The 24,121-nt window shown below is 46.5% G+C and carries 23 protein-coding genes; all 23 read left to right on the top strand.

Going from position 1 to position 24,121, the window contains the following annotated elements:
• Window positions 1-171 precede the first annotated feature (171 nt).
• The 23 genes from ODZ53_RS00220 (at window position 172) to ODZ53_RS00110 (ending at window position 23,954) form a co-directional block, all read left to right on the top strand.
• Window positions 172-897 carry a GntR family transcriptional regulator gene (locus ODZ53_RS00220; RefSeq protein WP_015891694.1) on the top strand — a complete coding sequence of 242 codons (726 nt, stop codon included), beginning with the start codon at window positions 172-174 and terminating at the stop codon, window positions 895-897.
• A gap of 57 nt (window positions 898-954) precedes the next feature.
• Window positions 955-2,001, top strand: coding sequence for a BMP family lipoprotein (locus ODZ53_RS00215; protein WP_173605023.1), 1,047 nt, complete (start codon window positions 955-957; stop codon window positions 1,999-2,001).
• Between the two features lie 93 nt (window positions 2,002-2,094).
• Window positions 2,095-3,636 (top strand): ABC transporter ATP-binding protein, encoded by a 1,542-nt coding sequence (locus tag ODZ53_RS00210; protein ID WP_087346733.1) that lies wholly within the window; start codon window positions 2,095-2,097, stop codon window positions 3,634-3,636.
• Window positions 3,629-4,702 (top strand): ABC transporter permease, encoded by a 1,074-nt coding sequence (locus tag ODZ53_RS00205; protein WP_015891691.1) that lies wholly within the window; start codon window positions 3,629-3,631, stop codon window positions 4,700-4,702. Before ODZ53_RS00210 ends, ODZ53_RS00205 begins: the two co-directional genes overlap by 8 nt.
• Window positions 4,702-5,661: an ABC transporter permease gene (locus ODZ53_RS00200; RefSeq protein WP_372675528.1), complete on the top strand. Its 960-nt coding sequence runs from the start codon at window positions 4,702-4,704 to the stop codon at window positions 5,659-5,661. The genes ODZ53_RS00205 and ODZ53_RS00200 overlap by 1 nt, the downstream gene beginning before the upstream one ends.
• 128 nt (window positions 5,662-5,789) lie before the next feature.
• Window positions 5,790-6,968, top strand: a complete 1,179-nt coding sequence (locus ODZ53_RS00195; RefSeq protein ID WP_372675527.1) for a stalk domain-containing protein — start codon at window positions 5,790-5,792, stop codon at window positions 6,966-6,968.
• Window positions 6,969-7,021: 53 nt separating this feature from the next.
• Complete coding sequence (locus ODZ53_RS00190) at window positions 7,022-7,177, top strand: hypothetical protein (protein WP_016743372.1); 156 nt, start codon at window positions 7,022-7,024, stop codon at window positions 7,175-7,177.
• Window positions 7,178-7,387: 210 nt separating this feature from the next.
• Entirely contained in the window at window positions 7,388-8,683 is a 1,296-nt protein-coding gene (gene yfmF / locus ODZ53_RS00185) for an EF-P 5-aminopentanol modification-associated protein YfmF (RefSeq protein ID WP_372675526.1), read from the top strand.
• A gap of 1 nt (window position 8,684) precedes the next feature.
• Window positions 8,685-9,977 carry an EF-P 5-aminopentanol modification-associated protein YfmH gene (yfmH, locus tag ODZ53_RS00180; protein WP_064202403.1) on the top strand — a complete coding sequence of 431 codons (1,293 nt, stop codon included), beginning with the start codon at window positions 8,685-8,687 and terminating at the stop codon, window positions 9,975-9,977.
• Window positions 9,978-9,984: 7 nt separating this feature from the next.
• A complete protein-coding gene (gene ymfI / locus ODZ53_RS00175) occupies window positions 9,985-10,722 on the top strand; it encodes an elongation factor P 5-aminopentanone reductase (RefSeq protein ID WP_087346722.1) in 738 nt (245 codons plus the stop codon).
• Window positions 10,723-10,822: 100 nt separating this feature from the next.
• On the top strand, window positions 10,823-11,092 hold the full coding sequence (locus tag ODZ53_RS00170) for a DUF3243 domain-containing protein (protein WP_015891685.1): 270 nt from the start codon (window positions 10,823-10,825) through the stop codon (window positions 11,090-11,092).
• Between the two features lie 108 nt (window positions 11,093-11,200).
• Window positions 11,201-11,980: a YmfK family protein gene (locus tag ODZ53_RS00165; protein ID WP_015891684.1), complete on the top strand. Its 780-nt coding sequence runs from the start codon at window positions 11,201-11,203 to the stop codon at window positions 11,978-11,980.
• Between the two features lie 12 nt (window positions 11,981-11,992).
• A complete protein-coding gene (locus ODZ53_RS00160) occupies window positions 11,993-12,892 on the top strand; it encodes a helix-turn-helix domain-containing protein (protein ID WP_199928469.1) in 900 nt (299 codons plus the stop codon).
• A gap of 111 nt (window positions 12,893-13,003) precedes the next feature.
• Window positions 13,004-14,350, top strand: a complete 1,347-nt coding sequence (gene rimO, locus ODZ53_RS00155) for a 30S ribosomal protein S12 methylthiotransferase RimO (protein WP_064202400.1) — start codon at window positions 13,004-13,006, stop codon at window positions 14,348-14,350.
• Window positions 14,351-14,926 (top strand): CDP-diacylglycerol--glycerol-3-phosphate 3-phosphatidyltransferase, encoded by a 576-nt coding sequence (gene pgsA / locus ODZ53_RS00150; protein ID WP_015891681.1) that lies wholly within the window; start codon window positions 14,351-14,353, stop codon window positions 14,924-14,926.
• 107 nt (window positions 14,927-15,033) lie between these two features.
• Entirely contained in the window at window positions 15,034-16,278 is a 1,245-nt protein-coding gene (locus tag ODZ53_RS00145; RefSeq protein ID WP_372675525.1) for a competence/damage-inducible protein A, read from the top strand.
• Between the two features lie 7 nt (window positions 16,279-16,285).
• Window positions 16,286-17,875 (top strand): DEAD/DEAH box helicase, encoded by a 1,590-nt coding sequence (locus tag ODZ53_RS00140; protein WP_015891679.1) that lies wholly within the window; start codon window positions 16,286-16,288, stop codon window positions 17,873-17,875.
• A gap of 166 nt (window positions 17,876-18,041) precedes the next feature.
• Window positions 18,042-19,100 carry a recombinase RecA gene (recA, locus tag ODZ53_RS00135; protein ID WP_015891678.1) on the top strand — a complete coding sequence of 353 codons (1,059 nt, stop codon included), beginning with the start codon at window positions 18,042-18,044 and terminating at the stop codon, window positions 19,098-19,100.
• Window positions 19,101-19,169: 69 nt separating this feature from the next.
• A complete protein-coding gene (locus ODZ53_RS00130) occupies window positions 19,170-19,811 on the top strand; it encodes a RecX family transcriptional regulator (protein ID WP_015891677.1) in 642 nt (213 codons plus the stop codon).
• A 271-nt stretch (window positions 19,812-20,082) separates the two neighbouring features.
• The gene (gene rny / locus ODZ53_RS00125) at window positions 20,083-21,624 is read left to right on the top strand and encodes a ribonuclease Y (RefSeq protein ID WP_007719154.1); all 1,542 of its coding nucleotides are present in this window, start codon (window positions 20,083-20,085) and stop codon (window positions 21,622-21,624) included.
• A gap of 109 nt (window positions 21,625-21,733) precedes the next feature.
• The gene (locus tag ODZ53_RS00120; RefSeq protein ID WP_199928471.1) at window positions 21,734-22,528 is read left to right on the top strand and encodes a TIGR00282 family metallophosphoesterase; all 795 of its coding nucleotides are present in this window, start codon (window positions 21,734-21,736) and stop codon (window positions 22,526-22,528) included.
• A 118-nt stretch (window positions 22,529-22,646) separates the two neighbouring features.
• The gene (gene spoVS, locus ODZ53_RS00115) at window positions 22,647-22,907 is read left to right on the top strand and encodes a stage V sporulation protein SpoVS (protein ID WP_003385776.1); all 261 of its coding nucleotides are present in this window, start codon (window positions 22,647-22,649) and stop codon (window positions 22,905-22,907) included.
• A gap of 108 nt (window positions 22,908-23,015) precedes the next feature.
• Window positions 23,016-23,954, top strand: coding sequence for a dipeptidase (locus tag ODZ53_RS00110; RefSeq protein WP_372675524.1), 939 nt, complete (start codon window positions 23,016-23,018; stop codon window positions 23,952-23,954).
• Window positions 23,955-24,121: the final 167 nt, after the last annotated feature.

The raw sequence follows: 24,121 nt of genomic DNA, 5'->3' as shown, positions 1-24,121 counted from the left end.
AAATTAATCATTTTGCATTATTATTCATAAATATTTGGCTTGCATGATACTCGCCCCTCATGTAAAATTTCTAAGAGATTGACGGAAATTGTTGTTATTAAGTCTCATACGAATCAGAGGTCTGACGTCCTACCTGTTGGGATGGCTGAAGGACAGCAGGAGTGAATGATGATGAGCATCAAAGGGAATGTTCGATCACTGTTTCTCTTGGTAATGGACAAGATCAAGAGTGATATCGAAACCGGACTTCTTCGTCCTGGTGAACGCCTCCCTTCTGAAGCCGAACTATCCAAACAGCTTGGTGTAAGCAGGGCGACGCTTCGCGAGGCACTCCGACTTCTTGAGGAAGAGAAGATTGTCATTCGTAGACACGGTGTAGGTACCTTTATTAATTCAAAGCCTGTTTTTTCAGGTGGGATTGGGGAACTCTTTAGTGTGACGGATGCAATCGAGCGTCAAGGATATACGGCAGGAACCTTAATCCTGAAAACATCCTTTGGCGAATCTGCTGAAGAAGAGAGGAAGCGACTTGCCTTAAATCCGGGTGAAGGCGTTCTCATAGTAGAGCGAATTCGAACGGCTGACGGTGAGCCTGTGGTTTATTGTGTGGACCGCATTCCTGCACATCTGGTGCCCGAGGGCTATGCGGCAAGTGGAGAGTCTATCTTCAAATGGCTAGAGAGCGTAACAGGGGTAAGGATCGCATACGCAGTAGCAGATATTGAACCCGTGGGCTACAATGAAAAGGTTTCCAACCTGCTGCATTGCGATAAATCTGCTCCCATGCTCTTGCTCAAACAGATTCATTACGACGAAAGTGAAAAGCCAGTGCTATACTCCCATAATTACTTCAGAGCTGACAAAATTCACTTTCATGTCGTACGGAGACGGTTGTAACTGTGGGGGCAACCTCACTCAACAATTTCATCAACTAAAAACAGGGGGTAATCTCAGATGAAGAAAGTTCTATCCGTGCTTTCTGTGGCAACACTCAGCCTGTCGCTCGTTCTCGCTGGCTGCGGAAGCAAACAAGAAGCACAGCCTCAAGGCCAAACTGGTAGCAATGGAGGCGCTCCAGCCGCTAATGCTATCAAAGTAGGTATGGTTACAGACGTTGGCGGTGTAAACGACAACTCCTTTAACCAGAGTGCTTGGGAAGGGCTGCAAAAACTCCAAACCGAAATGAATCTCCCGAAAGAAAACGTAAACTATCTGCAATCAAAATCAGATGCTGACTATGTACCAAACCTGACTCAATTCGTAAAAGACGGTTGGGATCTGACTTGGGGTATCGGCTTCTTGATGGGTGACCACCTGAAAAAAGTAGCAGAAGAAAACAAAAACGCAAAATTGGCGATTATCGACGCTGAAGTAGATGCTCCTAACGTAGCATCTGTACTCTTTAAAGAGCATGAAGGCTCCTTCCTTGCTGGGGTAGTTGCAGCGAAGATGACCAAAACGAAAAAGGTTGGATTCGTGGGTGGCGTTGACATCCCGGTAATCAAACGTTTTGACCTTGGTTTCGAAGCGGGCGTAAAAGCTGTAGATCCAAGCATTCAAGTAGTGAAAGTTTACACGGGTGCTTTTGACAAACCAGACATGGGTAAATCTACTGCTTCCTCCATGTACGGTCAAGGTGTGGACATCATCTTCCACGCTTCCGGCGGTACAGGCGACGGTGTGTTCAACGAAGCAAAAGACCGTAAAGCTAAAGGCGAGAACGTATGGGTAATCGGTGTTGACAAAGACCAATCCCTGACTTTCGGCGACGAAGTTACATTGACTTCCATGGTAAAACGTGTTGACGAAGCAGTTATTCGTGTATCGAAAGAGCTTTCTGAGGGTAAATTCAAAGGCGGAGTACAATGGCTCGGACTGGCTGAAAACGGTGTAGGTCTGGCTGACACTTCTACGAAGAACGTTCCTGAAGACGTACTGAAGCTGGTTGAAGAATACAAGCAAAAAATCGTTAAAGGCGAAATCACAGTTCCTGATAAGTAAAAACCAAGGAAGCTGCAAATGGACAAGGCTGGTTTGAGCTACTGGCCTTGTCCTTTACCTTCACACTAGACCCGAAAAATGGGGTGAGCATGCATGAACTCGGTAAAAAAAGTGGTTGAAATGAGAGGGATCACAAAACGGTTCCCAGGCATTGTTGCGAATGACAGTATTACACTGTCTGTAGGTAAAGGTGAAATTCATGCGCTGCTCGGAGAGAATGGCGCGGGCAAGTCCACACTCATGAACATCTTGTTTGGTCTATACCAGCCGGATGAAGGCGAAATTCTGATTAACGAGAAAGTTGTACAGATCACAAGTCCAAGGATTGCAAACGAACTTGGTATCGGAATGGTTCACCAACATTTTATGCTCGTAGAAACATTTACAGTTACGGAAAACATTGTGCTAGGAAATGAACCGAAAAACGGGTTGAAGATAGATATTCAAAGCGCTGAGAAAGCGGTAGAAAAACTGTCGAATCAATACGGGCTCAAAGTTGATCCGAGAGCAAAAATTCAGGATATCTCAGTAGGGATGCAGCAGCGTGTAGAGATTTTGAAAACGCTTTATCGCGGTGCCGACATCTTGATTTTTGATGAGCCTACGGCTGTATTGACGCCGCAGGAAATCCATGAACTTATCGAGATCATGCATAACTTGGTAAAAGAAGGTAAGACGATTATCCTGATCACACACAAGCTGAAAGAAATTATGGCTGTATGTGACGCGGTTACGATTATTCGTCGAGGAAAAGTCATTGACTCCGTATTGGTAAAAAATACGAATCCAGACGATTTGGCTGCGAAAATGGTTGGTCGTGAAGTGAACTTCCGCGTCGATAAAACGGAAGCAAAACCAAAAGAAACGATCTTGGCCGTAGAGAAAGTGACTGCAATGGGTAATCGTGGTGTGAATGCGCTGAACAACCTCAGCCTAGAGGTTCGCGCTGGAGAAATCCTCGGAATTGCAGGAGTCGACGGAAATGGCCAAAGTGAACTGATTGAAGTATTAACTGGCTTGCGTAAGGCAACAAGTGGGCGTGTCCTTCTTAATGGCAAAGAAATTACGAATCAAAATCCGCGCAACATCTCGGAATCAGGATTGTCGCACATTCCTGAAGACCGACATAAACGAGGATTGGTTCTTGATTTCACCATGAGTGAAAATATGGTATTGGAAACGTACTTCCATCCAACGTTTTGCAAAAACGGTTTTCTTGATTATGGCGCTATTGACAAGCATGCGGCTAAGCTTATCGAAGAATTCGACGTTCGGACTCCGAGTATTTACACGCCAGCACGAGCGCTTTCGGGAGGAAACCAACAGAAGGCGATTATTGCCCGCGAAGTGGACAAGAACCCGGATTTGCTGATTGCGGCTCAACCTACTCGTGGCTTGGACGTAGGGGCTATCGAATTTATTCATCGCAGGCTAATTGATCAACGCGATCAAGGAAAAGCGGTTCTCTTACTTTCCTTGGAGCTGGATGAGGTTATCAATGTGTCCGACCGGATTGCGGTTATATATGAGGGAGCTATTGTGGGGATTGTCGATGCAAAATCAACAACGGAGCAAGAGCTCGGCTTGATGATGTCCGGCGGAAAAGTAATGCAAGGAGGGGGAAACGATGAATAAAGTTATTGCAGTCTTCACGAAAGAATCGTTTCTCGTTCCTGCCGTTGCGATCATTCTTGGTCTTTTGACCGGAGCAATCGCAATGCTGGCAGGTGGATTTGATCCAATCGCTGCCTATACGGCTTTGATTAAAAAAGTATTTGGAAGCGCGTATAACTTTGGTGAAACGATTCGCCAAATTACCCCTTTGATCTTTACAGGTTTGGCTGTAGCTTTTGCTTTCCGTACCGGTCTTTTTAACATCGGGGCAGAAGGTCAATTTATCGTAGGGATGATTGCTTCTACTGTCGTAGGTGTTTCTTTTGACCTTCCAGCAATCATTCATGCTCCACTTGCTATCCTTGCAGGTGCTTTAGCAGGCGGTTTGTGGGGTGCCATTGCCGGTTATTTGAAAGCAGCACGTGGTGTCAATGAGGTTATTACTAGCATCATGTTGAACTGGGTAGCACTGTACTTTGCAAACTGGATCATGAATGCTTTCTTTATTCCAGCAGGCAAGCAAACATCTGAAGAAGTAAAGGATTCTGCGATCATTACCATTGGATGGCTCGCTGAAATGTTTGACAATGCTCGTTTGCACTGGGGTACACTGATTGCTGTACTTGCAGCTATTTTCTTCTATATCATCCTTTGGAAAACAAAGTCTGGTTTTGAATTGCGTTCCGTTGGTTTGAACCCGCATGCTTCTGAGTATGCTGGTATGAACGTGAATCGTAATGTTGTAAAGGCCATGTTTATTGGTGGTATGTTTGCAGGAATTGGTGGAGCTACTGAGATTTTGGGCGTTTTCCACTATCAAGCGATTATGACGCAGCATACGGGCTATGGATTCGATGGAATCGCGGTAGCATTGATTGGCGGAAATACTCCGTTCGGGGTTATCCTTGCTGCCATCTTGTTTGGGGTTCTTACATTCGGTGCGAGCGGCATGCAGTTTAGTGCGGGTGTACCATTTGAGTTAATTCGCGTCGTGATTGCTTCTGTTATTTTCTTTGTTGCTGCACACGGCATCGTGAAAATTTTCGTTAAGCCGATCTTGATGAAGAAAAAGGAAGGTGGAAACTGATGGATTGGGGATTAATTCTTAGCAACCTCGTTCATGATACCATCGTGTTTTCCACTGCCTTGATTTTTGCCGCATTGGGTGGATTGTACTCGGAGCGTTCTGGTGTCGTGAACATTGCGCTAGAAGGTATGATGATTATCGGTGCTTTTACTGGTGCCGTAATGACCTATGCTTTCCAAGATTCATTTGGAGCTTGGGCACCGTGGGTCGGATTTATTGCGGCTGGGATTGCCGGTGCTATTTTTGCCCTACCGCATGCCGTTGCTTCGGTTACATTTAAAGCGGACCAGACCGTCAGTGGTGTGGCCCTGAACTTTTTGGCAGCGGGGCTTTCCATTTACCTGACCAAAATTATTTTCAACGGAGCAGGTCAAACAACAACATTGAACTCTGTATTTAACAAATTCAGTATTCCTGGATTGAGTGAAATTCCTTATATCGGACATGCCATTTTTGAGGCGTATCCGACTAGCTATTTGGCTTTCATTGCTGTATTCGTTACTTGGTATGTTATTTTTAAGACACCATTCGGATTGCGCTTGCGTTCCGTTGGTGAGCATCCGCGTGCTGCTGATACAGTCGGGATCAATGTGAAGAGAATGCGCTACACGGCTGTTATGATCAGTGGGCTGTTGGCTGCATTGGGTGGAGCTACGATTTCCTTGACGACAACCAGTAACTTCTCCCATAACACGGTTTCTGGACAAGGTTTCATCGCGATTGCAGCCTTGATCTTCGGTAAATGGCATCCAATGGGTGCGATGGGAGCAGCATTGTTCTTTGGTGTCGCTCAAGCGATTAAGTCTTTGGTACAAATCTTCGGATTGACCAATTACATTCCTACTGAATTTATCTTCATGCTTCCGTACGTACTGACAATTCTCGTGATGGCTGGTCTGGTAGGACGATCCAGTGCTCCAGCGGCCCTCGGCAAACCTTACGATACGGGATCGCGTTAATCATTCGTTGACAAAATTTAGCGTCTAGAACCTGTCACTTCCCCTATGCGATAATTTTTGTGACTGCTTGCGGTCCGCAAAAAACGGTCTTATCCGTTTTAGCAAATTGTCTGTGGGGAGGGAAAAAGATGAACCGCTGTCTACGTGAGTACAGCAGTTATCGATGGAACAGGATTCTAGGCGCTTTTGTTTTTTGCCTGATGATAGCAATACCCGGTGGAATGGTTTTTGCAAAAGAGCCAGGACCTGTTATTTCTGTTGTTGTCGATGGAATCGGCGTCCAATCTGATGTAACGCCCATCCATCGAAATGGGCGAATGCTCGTTCCGATAAGGGTAGTAGCCGAGGCAACAGGCTCAGAAGTAAGCTACGAGGCCGCCACTCAAAAAGTATCACTCAACAAAAAAAGCAAGCATATATCCCTTACGATTGGTAGCCAGATAGCGTATGTAGATGGAAAACGTTTGAAGATGGATGTCTCTCCAATCATTGTGAATAAGCGGACGCTTGTGCCAATCCGATTTATCTCCGAGGCATTTGGTTATCAAGTCCAATGGGATGAGAATACGGCCGTTGCATACATACAATCCAAACCTGTGGAAGACAAGACAACGAGTGTCAAATACTCGTTGAATCCTTATGTCGTTCAACAGGGTGATACCTTATCAAAAATTGCAGCTCGCCACGACACGAACATGAGTGCCATTCAGAAAAATAACCATCTCTCTTTTGATGAGTTACTAGTGGGGCAAGTTTTATTTTTGCCAGAAGGGGCGCAAAGAGCTGAGCACCCTATTGCCACAAAAGTTGCGGATAATCAATTGATTGGGAAACAATTTCGTTTTCCTTTCCACGATCATAGTTGGTATGAGCCGTATGGGGATAGCTTCGGATCTGATCGAGAGTGGACGGAGACGAATAGCGGCAGTGTCCGAAGTCACGAGGGCATCGACATTATGGCACCGAAAGGAACGCCGATTTACTCGGTATCCGATGGGACGATCAACAAAGTGGGCTGGAATACGTATGGTGGCTGGAGAGTAAACATTACGGATGAGAATGGCCAATATCGGATGTATTACGCTCATTTGCAGGCGTATACACCAGGATTGTATGTTGGGAAAACGATAAAAGCTGGGCAGTTGATCGGTTTTGTTGGAGATACAGGCTACGGTGGAACAGGGACAGTGGGAATGTTTGAACCTCACCTACATTTTGGCCTCTATCGTAACAGCACGGGGAAGGCCATCGATCCTTATGATTACTTGCGGGTTTGGGAACAAAATAAAGTGGAAAGTCCCCTTTAAAATTGGGACAAACTACTACGGAGTACCTTCACGAATAAAAGGAGGCTCTTCGTATGTGGACTTGTCCGTACTGTGGGGGAAGCCACGGCTTACCCTTTCACGATGAGCAACTGGATGGCATGCTCTGTCTCTCGTCTGATTGCGGTCGATTTGTTGAAGAGCATAGCACATCGGATGATCCCGGGGACTGGGATGCAATGGATATGTAAGGAAAAGAGTGAACACCCTTTGTAAAAAAGGGCCGTTCGCTCTTTTTTTATTCAACGGAAGCGCTGTGATTTACGTATTACGGGACTTGCGTGAGCGCATAGGATGAAGCACTGGGATATATAATGGAAGATTCTGATGCTTGATGCCCTGACAATTGGTTACAATAGAGAAGAATATGAAGTAAGCTGATGGAGAAGGGAGATTGAACTATGACTGCTACTACAACCGAAATTGCATTTCAAAGCTCCCAAATCAATGGGATGAACGTACATATCCTTCCAACCAAAAAGTTCAAGACCACGACGGTCGTGACGATGATTGAACAGGCGCTATCGGAGGAGCACGTAACAAAAACAGCTTTGCTTGCAATGGTCATGAAACGTGCCAGCGCTCGTTTTCCAGAAACGAAGCTATTGCGAGCACATTTGGATTTCCTGTACGGAGCCATTTTTGATGTCGATGTGATGAAAAAGGGCGAGCGGCAAATCCTGCAAATTTACATGGAAGTACCGAATGAAAAATATTTGTCCAATGAAGCCTCACTTTTGGAGCAGGCCATCGAATTCGTAGGAGATATGCTCGTCAGACCATATGTACAAAACAACGCTTTTTCTGAAAAGTACATGGCACAGGAAAAAGAGACGCTTCGTAAACGGATAGAGAGTTTGATCGACGACAAAATGAAGTATGCAAACCAACGCGTGACAGAAGAAATGTGTAAAGGGGAACCATTCTCTCTACTCGTCCAAGGTCGTGTGGCGGATTTGCCGAAGATCACTGGTCAGGAGCTGTATCAATATTTTAAAGAAATAACGACGACGAATCCAATCAATATGTTCGTGGTGGGCGATGTCGAGCAGCAGGAAGTGAGCGAGGCTATTTCTAAGCACATTCCCTTGGAACGCTCCCAAGTAGGTGAACCACAGATCGAATCGACCGCGAAGGACGTATCTGCTGAAAGCGAAGTGATCGATCGACTCGATGTCAGCCAAGCAAAGCTCAATATTGGCTGCCGTACGCAGATCACTTATAAGGATGAGGACTACCCGACGTTGTTGCTATATAACGGGATTTTAGGCGGTTTTCCTCACTCCAAGTTGTTTGTCAATGTCCGTGAAAAAGAGAGTCTCGCTTACTATGCCGTATCCAGGCTAGAGAGCCACAAAGGGATTCTCATGATTATGTCCGGGATTGATGTAAGCAAATATCAGCGTGCGGTTGAGATTATTAAGCAACAGCTTGATTTGATGCGACAAGGAACCATATCGGAAGAGGAAATGAGCCAGACACGTGCGACATTGTCTAACCAGTTCCGCGAACTATTGGACAGCGCTCGCGGCATGATTGAATTTACGTACAACGGTGTGATTAGCGGACGTCCTCGGAAAATCGAAGAGCTTTTGGCGGGGATCAACCAAGCGACCATTGAGGATATCAAGAAAGTAGCAAGCAAGGTGACGATCGATACGATTTATCTGCTACGGGACAAGAAGGGAGAGGCATAAGATGCAGACCACTGATTTTGAACAAGTAAATGAAACGGTATATCATGAAGCTCTCCAAAATGGATTGCAAGTCTATTTGGTTCCCAAACAGGGCTTCAGCAAAACATACGCTGTGTTCACAACGCGCTACGGCTCCATTGATAGCCATTTCCGCACCCGAAGCGGGGAAGAAATCAATGTTCCCGACGGCATTGCGCATTTTCTAGAGCACAAAATGTTTGAGAAAAAAGATCGGGATGTCATGCACGAATTCAGTAAAAACGGGGCGAGCTGCAATGCGTTCACGAGCTTCAATCGTACGGCTTATTTGTTCTCATGCACAGATAAGTTAGATGACAATCTGAATCTGCTGCTTGATTATGTACAGGACCCGTATTTCACAGATGCCAGTGTAGAAAAGGAAAAAGGAATCATCGGCCAGGAAATCACCATGTACGAGGACAATCCGGACTGGAAGGTGTACATGAACCTTCTAAAAGCTATGTACCAGAAGTATCCGATTAACATTGAAATTGCGGGTACGATCGAGACGATCTCTCATATTACAAAAGAAAATTTGTATCAGTGCTATGAAACGTTTTATCATCCTGCCAATATGCTTCTGCTGGTCGTGGGCTCCTTTGAACCAGAAGCGATTATGAAGCTCATTCGTGAAAATCAGGGAGCTAAGGAGTTTCCTCCTGCGCCACAAATCACGCGCGTTTTTCCAGAAGAGCCATCAGAGCCAGCGGAAGCGAAAGTAGAAGCGTTTCTAACAGTGGGTCTGCCCAAATGCATGATTGGAATCAAGGAAAAGGAAAACGGTCTAACCAAGGAAGCCTTGTTAAAACGCGAGTTGACTACTAAACTGGTATTGGACATCGCGTTCGGCACTAGCTCCGCTGTCTATGAGCGTTTGTATGACAGCGAGCTGATTACGGAAAGCTTTGATTTTGACTACAGCAGTGAGCAGGATTATGCGTATACGATCATCGGTGGAGATACACCTGATCCAGAGCGTTTGGTGGAAACGATCAAAGCAGAAATCGAACAGTTGAAGCAAACCGGTATAGCCCAGGAAGATTTTGAGCGTGCGAAGCGTAAAAAAATCGGAAACTTCCTGCGTTCTTTAAACTCCGTGGAGTTTATCGCTAACCAGTTTACCAGCTTCAAATTTAACGGAAACGATCTGTTTTCCGTAGTGCCGACCTTGGAGTCGATCACACGCGAAGATGTGGAAAAACGTTTGAAGGAGCATTTTTTAACCGAGCAGATGGCTGTTTCCATCGTTCGTTCCGCTTCGCCACAGGAGTAATGTATTCATGTTCAAGCAAGAAACGCCATGGGCGTTAATTACGGGAGCTTCCGGAGAGATCGGGCAGGCGATCGGTGCCTACCTGATTGATGCGGGGGTTCCCCTTTATCTGCATTACAATCGAAATAAAGAAAAATTAGAGCCGTTGGTGCAAAAATGCCAGGAGCGGGGCGTTCCGTTCGGCATCCTCCAAGCTGATCTGCGGGATCCACAGCAAATTGCAGCGATGTTTGCTCAGATGCAGGCTGCACCACTGTTGATCGTAAACAACGCTTCAGTGGACGATGTCGGATTATTTACGGATGTGACTGTCGAGAAATTCGATGAGCTCCTTGCCCTCAATGTTCGATCCGCTTTTTTGGTCTGCCAAGCTGCTGTTCCGGCGATGCTACGTGCAAGGTATGGGCGCATCGTCAATATTTCTTCTATATGGGGGCTTACTGGCGGTTCGTGTGAAGTACTGTACTCCATGACCAAAGGAGCAATCAATACGTTCACCAAAGCCTTGGCAAAGGAAATGGCACCAAACGGAATCACGGTAAATGCAGTCGCTCCAGGAGCGATTGCTGGTGGAATGATGGAGCGCTTTGCTCCGGATGAAATGGAAATGATCGCGGAAGAAATTCCTGCCAACCGTCTCGGACAACCATATGAGGTAGCCGCAGTCGTGCGTTTCTTGCTTTCGGCGGATTCCAGTTATGTGACAGGGCAAGTGATTAGTCCAAACGGTGGATGGTACACCTAGAAGAAAAGTATGCATGAATAAAATACGAGAAATGATGGAATTCTACCTTTTGTGTGGGCAGCAAATCTGTTCGCAACGTACAAAAGGAGGGAATTTCCCTATGTCGATTCTTGACAATTTCAGCGACTGGAAAGCGTTTCTCGGAGATCGGGTAGAACAAGCGAAACAAGCCGGGATGGAAAGCGAAACGCTTCAAAATGTAGCTTATCAAATCGGTAGCTATCTATCTGAGCAAGTAGACCCGAAAAACGATCAGGAGCGTCTGTTGAAACAACTGTGGGACGCAGGTGATCAACAGCAGCAACAAGCTTTGGCAACACTCATGGTGAAGCTTGTTCAGAATCGCAATGACGCGAACGCTGGCAGCTAGCCATTCAAATCCCCTACTTTTGGGGATTTTTCTTTTCGCGATTGTCGAATGAAACGAACGTGATATACTACATAAGAAGAGAATTCTGGTTGGCGGAGAGGATTGCATATGGAAGCGAAGAAAGAATGGTACATGGAGTATGAGATTGCCCGTAACCGTCCCGGTCTCTTAGGGGACGTATCTTCTATTCTGGGGATGTTGAACATCAATATCGTGACGATCAATGGTGTGGATACCATGCGCCGAGGTATGCTGCTTTTGACCGATGATGATGAGAAAATGGAGGTTTTGCGCAACGTTGTGCAAAAAATGGACAACATAACCATAACGAGGTTACGTCCCCCGACAATGCTGGATCGCTTGGCTGTTCGCCACGGTCGCTATATTGAACGGGATAGCGAGGACAAAAAAACGTTTCGCTTTGTTCGTGAAGAGCTGGGCTTGCTGGTCGATTTCATGGCAGAAATCCTGAAGAGGGAAGGTCATCAGCTCATCGGGATCCGTGGAATGCCTCGTGTAGGGAAGACTGAATCAATGATTGCTGCCAGCGTATCCGCCAATAAACGTTGGACATTTATTTCCTCCACTTTGTTGCGCCAGACGGTGCGTAGTTCCTTAGCCATTGATGAAATGTCTACTGATCATGTATATTTGATAGATGGAATTGTCTCAACGCTGCGATCGACAGAAAAGCACTTCACCTTGCTTCGGGAGATTATGAACTTTCCTGCCGCAAAAATCATTGAGCATCCGGATATATTCGTAAGGGAATCAGAGTATCAACTTGATGATTTCCATTACATAATTGAGCTGCGCCATCATCCGGATGAAGAGATTACCTATGAGCTTATCAACAATCGCGGCTTTGATAATTTCGAAATGAATTAAGGAGGGGCAGCTGTGTCTGAGCTAGGTCAAGTCCTGCAAAGGGCCCGCGAAGAAAAAGGAATCACGCTCGACGACATCCAACGTATCACCAAGATACAGCGGCGATATTTGGAAGCAATTGAAAGGGGTCATTTTCACGTACTTCCTGGCCACTTTTACGCGCGTGCATTTATAAAGAGTTATGCGGAAGCTGTCGGTCTAGACCCGAACCACATCCTGAATCACTTTCAGTCCGATTTGCCGGCCCAGCCACCTACAGAGCAAGTAGAGAGACTGCGTCGCAGACGAGTTGCTTCAGCGAACAATCCATTACAAGCGGGGCGATGGGTGACCAAAACCTTGCTCGTATTGTTTATTGCCTTGATTATCGGGGTTATTTATTTCGCTGTCGTCAACAACAACGGAGGTCAGTTTACTCAACCAGTGCCGGGGGGAACTGTTAACCCTGGTGCGGAAATTGTCACGCCTGGCAATGGTGGTGGAGCGGAAACATCCCCGATTGCTCAACAACCGAAGCCTCCTTCTATTACCACACCGAACCCTCAAACAGGAACAAACCCACCTGAGACCGTTACGGAAACTCCTCAGGCAACCATCACATTTGAATCGCAGCAAGGATCCATGTATAACTATTCCTTGCAGGGTGGAGAAAAAATCACGGTTTATCTGAAGGTGAAAGAAGAAACAAGCTGGTTTGGTATATCGGAAGGAAAAGGAAAAAAGTATGTTGAGCAGGGCACGCTCAAAAAAGATCAGGAAAAAACGATTGAGCTTGGGAAATCCGCTTATATTCGTTTGGGCAAACCGACTGTATTGGAATTAAAGGTGAACGGAGTCTTGGTAGACACGTCTAAAATGAAGTCAATGCCGTCAAATATTACGATGAAAGTAAAAGAGGCGGTCACCCAGTAGGCAAGCATATGCTTGCCTTTTGTTCTTTTCTCTTTTTTGACACTTCCTTTAGGCTTATATTATACTGGTTAGGTGTAATATGGGTTGGTGTGACCAATTGGAGGAAAAAAGATGACAGAGAAGGTAGGCACGCGTGAAAAAGTAGCGATTGTTACGCTGGGCTGTGAAAAAAATCTCGTTGATTCGGACATGATGGCCCATCTGATAGATGAAAAAGGTTATGAACTGGTTGATAACCCGGAGGAAGCAACTGTGGTTATCGTCAATACCTGCGGTTTCATCGATGCAGCCAAGGAAGAATCCGTAAATAAGATTCTGGAAATGGGTGAATTGAAGGAATCCGGTAAACTGAAATCGCTTGTGGTGGCAGGCTGTCTCACACAACGTTACAAAGAGGATATCTTGAATGAGATTCCTGAGGTGGATGGCATTGTCGGAACAGGCGATTTTATGTCGATTACAGGTATTATCGAAGAATCTCTAGAGGGCAAGCGACCGATCTTTGTAGGAAATCCCATTTTTACGTACGAAGATGTAGTGAAACGGAAAGTAAAGCAAGGCACGTACACCGCATATATTAAAATTGCCGAGGGCTGCGACAACGCCTGTACGTTTTGCTCGATTCCTTTGATGCGTGGAGGATTCCGCAGTCGTACAATCGAATCCATCGTGGAAGAAGCTCGTCATCTGGCGGCACAAGGGGTCGTAGAAGTAAGTCTGATCGCACAAGATTCTACGAACTACGGAACAGATATTTACGATGGAAAATTGATGCTTCCTGAACTTTTAAACCGTCTGGCAGAAGTCGAGGGCATCGAGTGGATTCGTCTTCACTATGCATACCCTGGATTTTTCACGGATGAACTGATCCACACCTTTGCTACCAATCCAAAAGTATGCAAATACGTAGACATGCCTTTGCAGCATTCGGAAGACCATATTCTGAAAAGAATGCGTCGCCCAGGAAGACAGACGGATATTCGTGCGCTGGTAGCAAAAATTCGCGCACAGGTCCCAGATGTTGCACTGCGTACCTCTTTGATCGTAGGGTTCCCTGGGGAAACAGAGGAAGACTTCGAGCGTCTGAGCGAGTTTGTCAAGGATATCCGCTTTGATCGACTGGGTGTGTTTACTTACTCCAACGAGGATGACACTCCAGCTTCCCGTCTGCCTGACCACGTAGACGAAGAGGTTAAGGAAAAACGTGCGAACATGCTGATGGAAATTCAGCGTGAAGTAGCCGGAGATCGCAATGGACGCTTTGTTGGTCAAGTCTTGGATGTTTTGATTGAACGTTACGAAGGACGTAACGATATTTATGTAGGTCGAACACAGTATGACGCTCCGGAAATCGATGGTGAAGTATTCGTCACTGGTTTTAAAGGCGAACTGGGCACCATTGTAAAAGTAAAAATAACACACTCCTATGAATACGATTTAGCCGGGGAGGTAGTCTAGGTGAATCTCGCCAACCGCATCACCCTCGCCAGGATTTTTCTGGTGCCGGTAGTTATGTTTTTTCTGCTGGTGCGTTACAACATCGGGACATTTTCGATTGGTAGCCTGACGATGACGTATAATGAGCTGATTGCGGCTTTGGTATTTATCCTAGCAGCCAGTACGGACGGACTCGACGGTTATATTGCACGGAAGAAAAAAATCGTGACAAATTTGGGGAAGTTTCTGGATCCGCTTGCTGATAAGCTGTTGGTTTCTGCCGCACTCATTTCGCTGGTAGAGATGCAGCGTTTGGAAGCGTGGATTGCGATTGTCATTATCAGCAGGGAGTTTGCGGTAACGGGTTTACGACTAGTTGCTGCGGCAGAAGGACAGGTAATTGCCGCGAGTGCATTGGGCAAACTGAAAACATGGGTGCAGATCGTAGCGATTACGGCTGTCATGATTCGCAACTTCCCATTTGGTTTCTTCGGCATTCCGTTCGACGAATTAGCTACATGGGCGATGGTGATCATCACGATTTACTCCGGGTACGACTACTTTGCGAAAAATCGTAACGTGATCCAATACTCGTAATGCGGGTATTGGTCTCTTTTTTCACAAGACTCTTCTCTTGAGCGTTTGCAAGTGATAAACTGTTAGTTTAGAGGCTTTTCTACTCTCAAAGAGAATGGATGAGGAAGATGAGAGCGGAGATTATCGCGGTAGGTACCGAACTTTTGTTAGGCCAGATCGCTAACACCAACGCACAGTTTCTTTCTCAGAAGCTGGCGGAAATTGGCGTGGGAGTTTACTTTCATACGGTTGTGGGAGACAACACGGAGCGATTGCTACAAGTGATTCGATTGGCATCAGGACGATCTGATCTCGTCATTTTCACGGGTGGGCTAGGACCAACTCAAGATGATTTGACGAAAGAAACCGTGGCGGGGCATGTAGGCATTGGATTGGAAACGAATTCAGAGGCCATGGAGAGAATTGAAAAATTCTTTTCGCAACGTGGGATTGTCATGACGGAGAACAATCGTAAGCAGGCGCTGGTGCTTTCTGGCAGCCATGTATTCTCCAACGATTTTGGGATGGCGCCGGGGATGGCGATCCGTCATGACAGTAGTACGTTCGTGCTATTGCCTGGACCACCTAGTGAGATGTACCCAATGGTGGAGAATTACGTGATGCCTTACTTGACCGATTTGCTCCCCGATAAACAAGTGTTTCATTCTCATTTACTCCGGTTCTACGGAATAGGCGAATCCGCTTTGGAGGAAAAACTGCTTGATCTGATCGAAAAGCAGGACAATCCAACGATCGCTCCATACGCCAAAGAATTCGAAGTAACGCTGCGAATTACGGCAAGAGCTGCTACAGTCGAAGAAGGAGAAACCTTGATTTTACCTGTAGAAAAAGAAATTCTCAGCCGTGTTGGCCAGTACATGTACGGGATGGGCGAGAACTCGTCACTGCATGATGTGCTGGTTTCTGAGCTGAAAAAGAGAAATGAGACAATTGCTTGTGCAGAAAGCTGTACAGGTGGAGCGATTGCCTCGTTGATTACCTCTGTGCCGGGAAGCTCGCAAGTGTTTCGTGGCGGGGTAGTTTGCTACACCAATGAAGTGAAAAAACAGCTGCTCGAAGTACCTGATTCGATTTTGCAAACAGATGGGGCAGTCAGTGACAAAACAGCTCAAATGCTGGCTGAACATGTACGAGAAAAGCTGGGAGCTACTTACGGGATTTCCGTTACGGGAGTGGCTGGACCCGATCCTTCCGAGGGCAAGCCTGTTGGCCTTGTTTACGTGGGGATCGCGGCAGAAGGAATGCCCACCGTTGTAAAAGAGCTGCGCCTTGCCGGAAGAAGGCATGCAATCGTTGGGCGTGCCGCTAAATACGCGTTGTTTTATGCGTTGCAAATGCAAAAAGAAAGGTGATTTTTTCATGACGATTTTTTCTGATTTTCCTTTACATAAATCTATTCTGCAAGCGATTCACGATATGGGCTTCGAGGAGCCATCACCGATTCAGGCAGCTTGCATTCCAAAAGTTCTGGATGGCGGAGACCTGATTGGTCAAGCACAGACAGGTACTGGTAAGACTGCTGCCTTCGGGATTCCACTTGTTGAAAAGATTACACCTGCCAATCGTGTACAAGCGATCGTGCTGACCCCGACTCGTGAGTTGGCTATTCAGGTAGCAGGAGAGCTCTTGCGTATCTCCAAATACAACAAGGTTCGTACGCTGCCAATCTATGGCGGACAATCGATCGGACATCAAATTCGTGCACTGCGCCAAGGTGTACAAATCGTTGTAGGTACTCCTGGTCGTGTCATGGACCACTTGCGTCGCAAAACATTGAAGCTGGATCACGTACATACACTCGTTTTGGATGAAGCGGATGAAATGCTGGACATGGGCTTCATCGAAGATATCGAGACAATCATCAATCATATGCCAGATGAGCGTCAAACCTTGCTGTTCTCTGCGACGATGCCGCCAGAAATCAAGCGTTTGGCTACCCGGTACATGAAACAGCCGCAAACGATTGCGGTGAGCCGTGAAGAAGTAACGGCGCCATTGATCGAACAGGTATACTACAAAGTGTTTGACCGAAATAAAGTGGAGAGCCTCTGCCGCATCTTGGACAGTGAGGATGTTGAGCTGGGTATCATTTTCTGTCGTACTAAGCGCGGTGTAGATGAGTTGTCCGAAGTGCTGCAATCCCGCGGATACCTTGCGGACGGCTTGCATGGCGATTTGTCCCAGGCACAACGCGACAAGGTCATGAATGCGTTCCGTGAGGGATCGATTGAATTCCTGATCGCGACAGATGTAGCAGCACGTGGTATCGACGTAGGAAACGTCTCTCACGTAATCAACTACGATATTCCACAAGACTCTGAGAGCTACGTACACCGTATTGGCCGTACTGGTCGTGCAGGTCGCAAAGGAATTGCGATGACGTTGGTTACGCCTCGTGAAGTAAGACAAATGATGTTTATCCAAAAGCAGACAAAAGCACAAGTGCTCTCTCGCAATGTTCCTTCTTTGGAGGAAGTGGCAGAGCGTAAACAAGAGCAGTTGCGTGAACAGTTGACTAGCCTTTTGGAAAGCGATGCTATCGCGGATATGTATCAAAAAGTAGCGGATGCTCTCGTAGGTCAATACCCGGCTGAAAAAGTAGCAGCTGCTGCATTGCACCTGGCATTCCATACGGAAGCGGGACAAGGGCAGGAAGCAGAAGCGTACAACTTTGGTGAGACGGGTGCAGCAAAAGGCATGGTTCGCTTCTTCCTGAACGTAGGTCGCAATGCGAACATGAAGCCGCAGGATCTGGTACGAGAGATCTCTGAATCTGTTGGTATCCCAGGAAAATCAGTAGGTCGCATCGACATTTTCGAGAGCTTCACGTTTGTTGAGGTTCCAGAAGAGGTTGCGGCATTCGTTTATGAGTCACTGCGTCAAACCCGAATCAACGGAAAACGAATCAATCTGGAGCCTGCAAAGCCTCGCGGAGCGAAGCGTTCCTAATTCAATAGAAATGAGAAGCAGTCATTTCGCTGGGAATAACCAGGAAATGGCTGCTTTTTTGTGATGCGAATATTTGTTCGCAAAAAATACTTGGCAAACACTTCTGTCTCGAGGTATGATGAAGACAAGCAAAACAGAAGCGAAAAGTTGAAAGGGTGTGTACCATTTGTCAGATCGTCGCGCAGCTTTGGAGAGTGCATTGCGTCAGATAGAAAAGCAGTTCGGTAAAGGTTCCATTATGAAGTTGGGGGAAGTATCCAACATCCAGATTTCTACGGCTTCTAGCGGTGCGCTTGCTCTAGATATCGCACTTGGTGTGGGTGGTTTCCCACGTGGACGGATTGTTGAGATTTACGGCCCAGAGTCTTCTGGTAAAACAACGGTAGCGCTTCATGCGATCGCAGAAGTGCAAAGACAGGGTGGTCAGGCTGCGTTTATCGATGCAGAGCATGCCTTGGATCCGGTTTATGCTGCTAAGCTGGGTGTGAACATCGACGAATTGCTGCTGTCTCAGCCAGACACAGGTGAGCAAGCATTGGAGATCGCTGAGGCGTTGGTACGTTCTGGTGCAGTAGACATTATCGTAGTCGACTCCGTTGCGGCACTCGTGCCAAAAGCAGAGATCGAAGGCGAGATGGGAGATTCCCACGTAGGTTTGCAAGCACGCTTGATGTCCCAAGCACTTCGTAAGCTGTCCGGTGCCATCAACAAGTCCAAAACGATTGCCATCTTCATCAACCAGCTTCGTGAAAAAGTGGGAGTCATGTTCGGTAACCCGGAAACAACTCCAGGTGGACGCGCATTGAAGTTCTACGCGAGTGTTCGTTTGGACGTTCGTAAAGCTGAATCTATCAAAGTCGGTAACGATATTTTGGGAAGCAAGACGAAGATCAAGGTCGTGAAAAATAAAGTAGCACCACCGTTCAAGGTTGCTGAAGTGGATATCATGTACGGCGAAGGTATTTCCAGAGAAGGTAGCATTCTCGACATCGGTTCCGAGATCGATGTAGTACAAAAGAGTGGCGCATGGTACTCCTTCAATGAGGAGCGACTCGGTCAAGGTAGAGAGAATTCGAAAGTCTTCCTGAAAGAAAATCCGCACATTGCATCACAGATTGAAACAAAGGTGCGCGAATACTTCAGCCTGAACCCTAGTTCTGTTCCAGAAGCAGAGGCAGAACATGACCCAGAGCAAGATGAAGAGCCTACATTTGATCTGGAGTAATGAAGAGTGGAAGAACAGCCTGTCGATGAGACAGGCTGTTATTTTAGCTTTGCGAAGGAGTGAATCATCATGAAGAGCGGCCTGATCACTGCCGTTCATCGAGATATCAAACAAAAGCAACGCTACCATATCGATGTAGAAGGCGAGTATGCCATTACCGTACATGAAGACATACTGGTAAAGTACAACCTATTTAAGGGAACAGAATTAGACGAAGCTTTTTGCCGAGAAGTCCTGATAGCAGAAGAAAAGCATAAAGCGTATTTAGGAGCTTTGCGATACCTCGGCATACGCCCACGGACAAGCAGTCAGCTGCATTCTTATTTGGTAGAGAAGGGATTTTCTACGCAGATTGCAGAAGAGATATGTCAGCGCTGCATGGAACATGGCTACATCGATGATGAAGCATTTGCGAAGCAATGGGTAGACGAGCGATTGCGTTTGAAGCCGAGAAGCCCGTATATGCTGCGTATGGAGCTTACCCAGCGTGGAGTGGACAGAGCGATTGTAGAGGACGCAGTACGTGGCGTGTCTAGGCAGGCTGAACTAGATGCTGCTCGCGCATTGATAGAGAAGAAGGTGCGACGCATAGAAGGTGCACCGAACCCCGATGAAGAACGCAAACTGCTGTCCATGCTGATGCGCAAGGGATTCTCCCATGCGATCATTCAACAAATGCGTGAAGAATTGCGTCGTAGAAGCGATAGTTAGGGTCAACTCTATTTGCATGATCTTGACAATTCTTGTTCACAAATAATAAAATAGGTTTGTATTTACTTGGTGTATCATAACTTTTGTGATTTGCTCACTCGATGCCTATGAAACAACTGAAAAACCGTGCGAAAGTAGTACGGATTCAGCGGACCGAGTAAAATCGGTCTTGTTTTATAGCCGAATGTTCAAATGTGAGAGCACTCCATGAAAAACAAATGCTTGGAAAGCGGGGAGATGTCTTACAATAAGGAGGTGAAACGAAAAGCCTATGGATCCTATAATTACTGTTGTCATTGTGCTCGTTGCCCTGCTGATCGGCTTGGGTGCTGGCTACTTCACTCGTAAATCGATTGCGGAAGCGAAGATCTCCAGTGCAGAAGAAGCTGCACGACAGATCGTGGAGGAAGCCAAACGGGACGCCGAAGCTGTTAAGAAGGAGAAGGTGCTGGAGGCAAAGGATGAAGTGTTCAAGCTTCGATCCGAAGCGGAAACCGAATTGCGTGAGAGACGCAATGAGATCCAGCGTCAGGAACGACGAATTCTACAAAAAGAAGAATCGTTGGACCGTAAGATGGAACAGTTGGAGCGCAAAGAAGAAGAATTGTCTGAGCGTGACCGTGCCATCGCAGAACTGCAAAGCAAGGTAGAGCACTTATATAAAGAACAAGTATCAGAGCTAGAACGAATCTCCGGCTTGACGCAGGATGAGGCGAAGACGATTATTCTCACTGATGTGGAGAATACCGTCCGTCACGAAATGGCTGTGATGATCAAGGAGATTGAGACTCAGGCCAAAGAAGAAGCGGACAAGCGTGCGCGTGAGATCATTACGACCTCCATTCAACGTTGTGCAGCAGACCACGTAGCAGAAACAACCGTTTCTGTGGTTACACTGCCAAATGATGAGATGAAGGGACGTATTATCGGACGCGAAGGACGTAACATTCGTGCCCTGGAGACGTTGACTGGTATCGATCTGATTATTGACGATACTCCAGAAGCAGTCATCCTGTCTGGCTTCGACCCGATTCGTCGGGAGATCGCCAAGACAGCGCTGGATAAACTGGTCGCAGACGGTCGCATTCACCCAGCTCGCATCGAGGAAATGGTGGAAAAAGCGCGTCGCGAAGTAGACGAGCGAATCCGTGAATACGGTGAGCAAGCAACGTTCGAAACAGGCGTTCACGGCTTGCATCCAGATCTGATCAAGATTCTCGGACGCTTGCGTTATCGTACAAGCTACGGTCAAAACGTACTGAAGCACTCTATGGAAGTGGCACATCTCGCCGGTTTAATGGCGGCGGAACTGAAAGAAGATGTGAAGCTGGCCAAACGTGCAGGTTTGCTGCATGATATCGGAAAAGCGATTGACCATGAAGTAGAAGGTTCACACGTTGAAATCGGTGTAGAACTGGCTAAGAAGTACAATGAGCATCACGTTGTAGTGAACAGTATTGCGTCTCATCACGGTGATACCGAACCAACTTCCGTCATTGCTATGCTCGTGGGAGCTGCTGACGCTCTGTCTGCCGCACGCCCAGGTGCACGCCGTGAGACATTGGAAACATATATCAGACGTTTGGAGAAACTGGAAGAAATCTCTGAGTCGTTCGATGGCGTAGAAAAGTCTTATGCGATTCAAGCAGGACGCGAAATTCGCGTGATGGTTCAACCTGATAAGATTGACGATGCGGAAGCTACCCGTCTGGCACGGGATATCACGAAACGAATTGAAAATGAACTTGACTACCCAGGTCATATTAAAGTAACGGTTATCCGTGAAACACGGGCAGTTGAGTATGCAAAGTAAAGTGGCTGCGTGCCACTTTACTTTTTTTGTCGCACACCAAATGCGTGACGAAGTCAAGTTTTCTAATGAGCAGAGGAATTGTGTATACTAGCAATGAGGTGATTTGGTAATGAAGTTGTTATTCATTGGAGATATTATGGGCTTACCTGGCAGAGAGATCGTCAAAACATATCTGCCGTTACTGAAACGAAAATACAACCCTACCTTTATCGTAGCGAATGGAGAGAACGCTGCGCATGGTCGCGGGATCACAGAGAAAATTACCAAGGAGCTTTTCGAGTGGGGGGTTCACGCGATTACGCTCGGGAATCATACGTGGGATCAAAGAGAAATTTTCGATTTTATTGATGATGAGCCGCGGATGATTAGACCCGCGAACTTCCCAGAAGGGGCACCTGGAAAAGGGATTACATATATCAAACAGCCTGAAGGGGAACTAGCCGTCATTAATTTGATGGGGCGTACGTTCTTGCCACCGCTGGACTGCCCGTTCCAAATGGCTGACAAGCTAGTAGAGCAAGCTCGGAAGCGCACGAAGTTCATTTTTGTAGACTTTCATGCCGAAGCCACATCGGAGAAGCAAGCAATGTCATGGTACCTCGATGGAAAGGTAACGGCGGTCGTGGGGACACATACCCATGTGCAAACCGCTGATGAACGTATTTTGCCTCAAGGAACCGGTTTTTTGTGTGATGTAGGCATGTGTGGCCCAAGTAACGGCATTTTGGGGATGGAACGCGAAGCTGTCATTAAGAAGTTTTTAACGCAGCTCCCTGTTCGATTTGAGGTAGCACCAGATCCTGCGCAGTTGAATGCGGTGTTGATTACCCTAGATAAAACGAATGGGCATGCGAAAAAAATGGAGCGAATCAGAATTGACTCTGACCATCCGTTTATGGAATAATGGGAATAAGATTAGAATTTTTTGAATCTTTCATGCAAGTTAGCAGGAATTTTTAGGGGTTATGCGAATATCATTCTAATGATGACAGGATTCCTATCAGACGGGAGGTTCAAAAAGGATGGAAGTATTAAAAGTTTCAGCAAAGTCTAACCCCAATTCCGTTGCTGGTGCCCTTGCCGGAGTTCTTCGTGAACGAGGTGCGGCTGAGATCCAAGCCATTGGCGCTGGGGCGCTTAATCAAGCTGTGAAAGCAGTAGCAATCGCACGAGGGTTCGTAGCGCCGAGTGGAGTTGACCTCATTTGTATTCCAGCCTTTACCGACATCGTGATTGATGGAGAAGAGCGAACTGCAATCAAATTAATCGTAGAACCCAGATGATACAACTGCAAATGCTTCACCTGCCTGTTTGTTCGAAGAATGAACAGGTTTTTTCGTTTGTCCAGAAGTATGAACTTCGACGATATCGAAGAGAAGGAGCGTTTCCATATGAAAATCTTTGATGCGCATAGCGATGTATTATGCAAGCTGTGGCAGAATCCCGAGCTGGACTTTTATAAAGAAGACAAGCTCTTGCAAGCTGGTTTTACCGCCCTTGAAAAAGGGAATGTAGACATACAAGTGCTTGCCTGCTTCGTTCCTTCTCAGGTGCCGTTTGGACGACGTTTTCATACGGTACTAGAAATGATCGATATTTTTTATCAAAAGGTGGCGAGTGAACAATTCCGTCCTATTTTCACAAAGGCAGATTTGGCTGAATGCGTATTAAAGGGACAGAAAGGGGCTATTCTGTTTGTAGAAGGCGCGCATGCATTAGAAGAGAGCCTCGTTCAGCTACGTACGTGGTTCCGGCTTGGTGTACGAGGAATGACACTGACCTGGAATCATGGCAATGCCCTAGCAAGTGGAAACGGGGAGCCGAATCCAGGTGGACTTACTTCATTTGGACGAGAAGTCATAGAAGAAATGAATCGGCTGGGGATGATCATTGATGTTTCGCATTTGGCCGATCCAGGATTCTGGGATGTACTAGAATGCTCGAAAACACCAGTGATCGCTTCGCACTCGAACGTGAGAAGCCTATGCCATCACTCTCGCAATTTGACGGACGAGCAAATTCGAGCGTTAATCGCCAAAGATGGAGCGATCGGCTTGACGTTTGTAGACTTCTTTACCGTATCGGAGAAGCGCACAGTTTGGATCGATGACTTGCTACGCCACTTGGATCACATCTGCGCATTGGGTGGTATAGACCACGTAGGTTTTGGTTCCGATTTCGATGGGATTACCGAGACGTTTGGAGACATGGTATCCGCGGCAGATTACTCCCAGTTACTAGAAGCTTTGTTAAAACGTTATAAAGAGGCGGAAGTATTGAAATTTGTGCAAGGAAATTGGTTGCGTGTTTTCGGAAACGTGCTACAATAAAGCATGAGGATATTAATGTACCAAGTTCAACATTAAAATTCAGGTCAAAAGTAAGTTGAGTAAAAGCACTTGCAATTTGACATGGACAGGACTACAATTGTTACTGTCTATGCACAGAAATGTCACATCTTATCAGTCTTTTCAAGGTGTGATAGCAGCTTTTCTCA

This window comes from Brevibacillus sp. BD137, from assembly GCF_041644655.1.
Lineage (GTDB): Bacteria > Bacillota > Bacilli > Brevibacillales > Brevibacillaceae > Brevibacillus > Brevibacillus brevis_D.
Note: the sequence above shows the minus strand (reverse complement) of the source record. Positions and strands in the feature narration are given on the sequence as shown.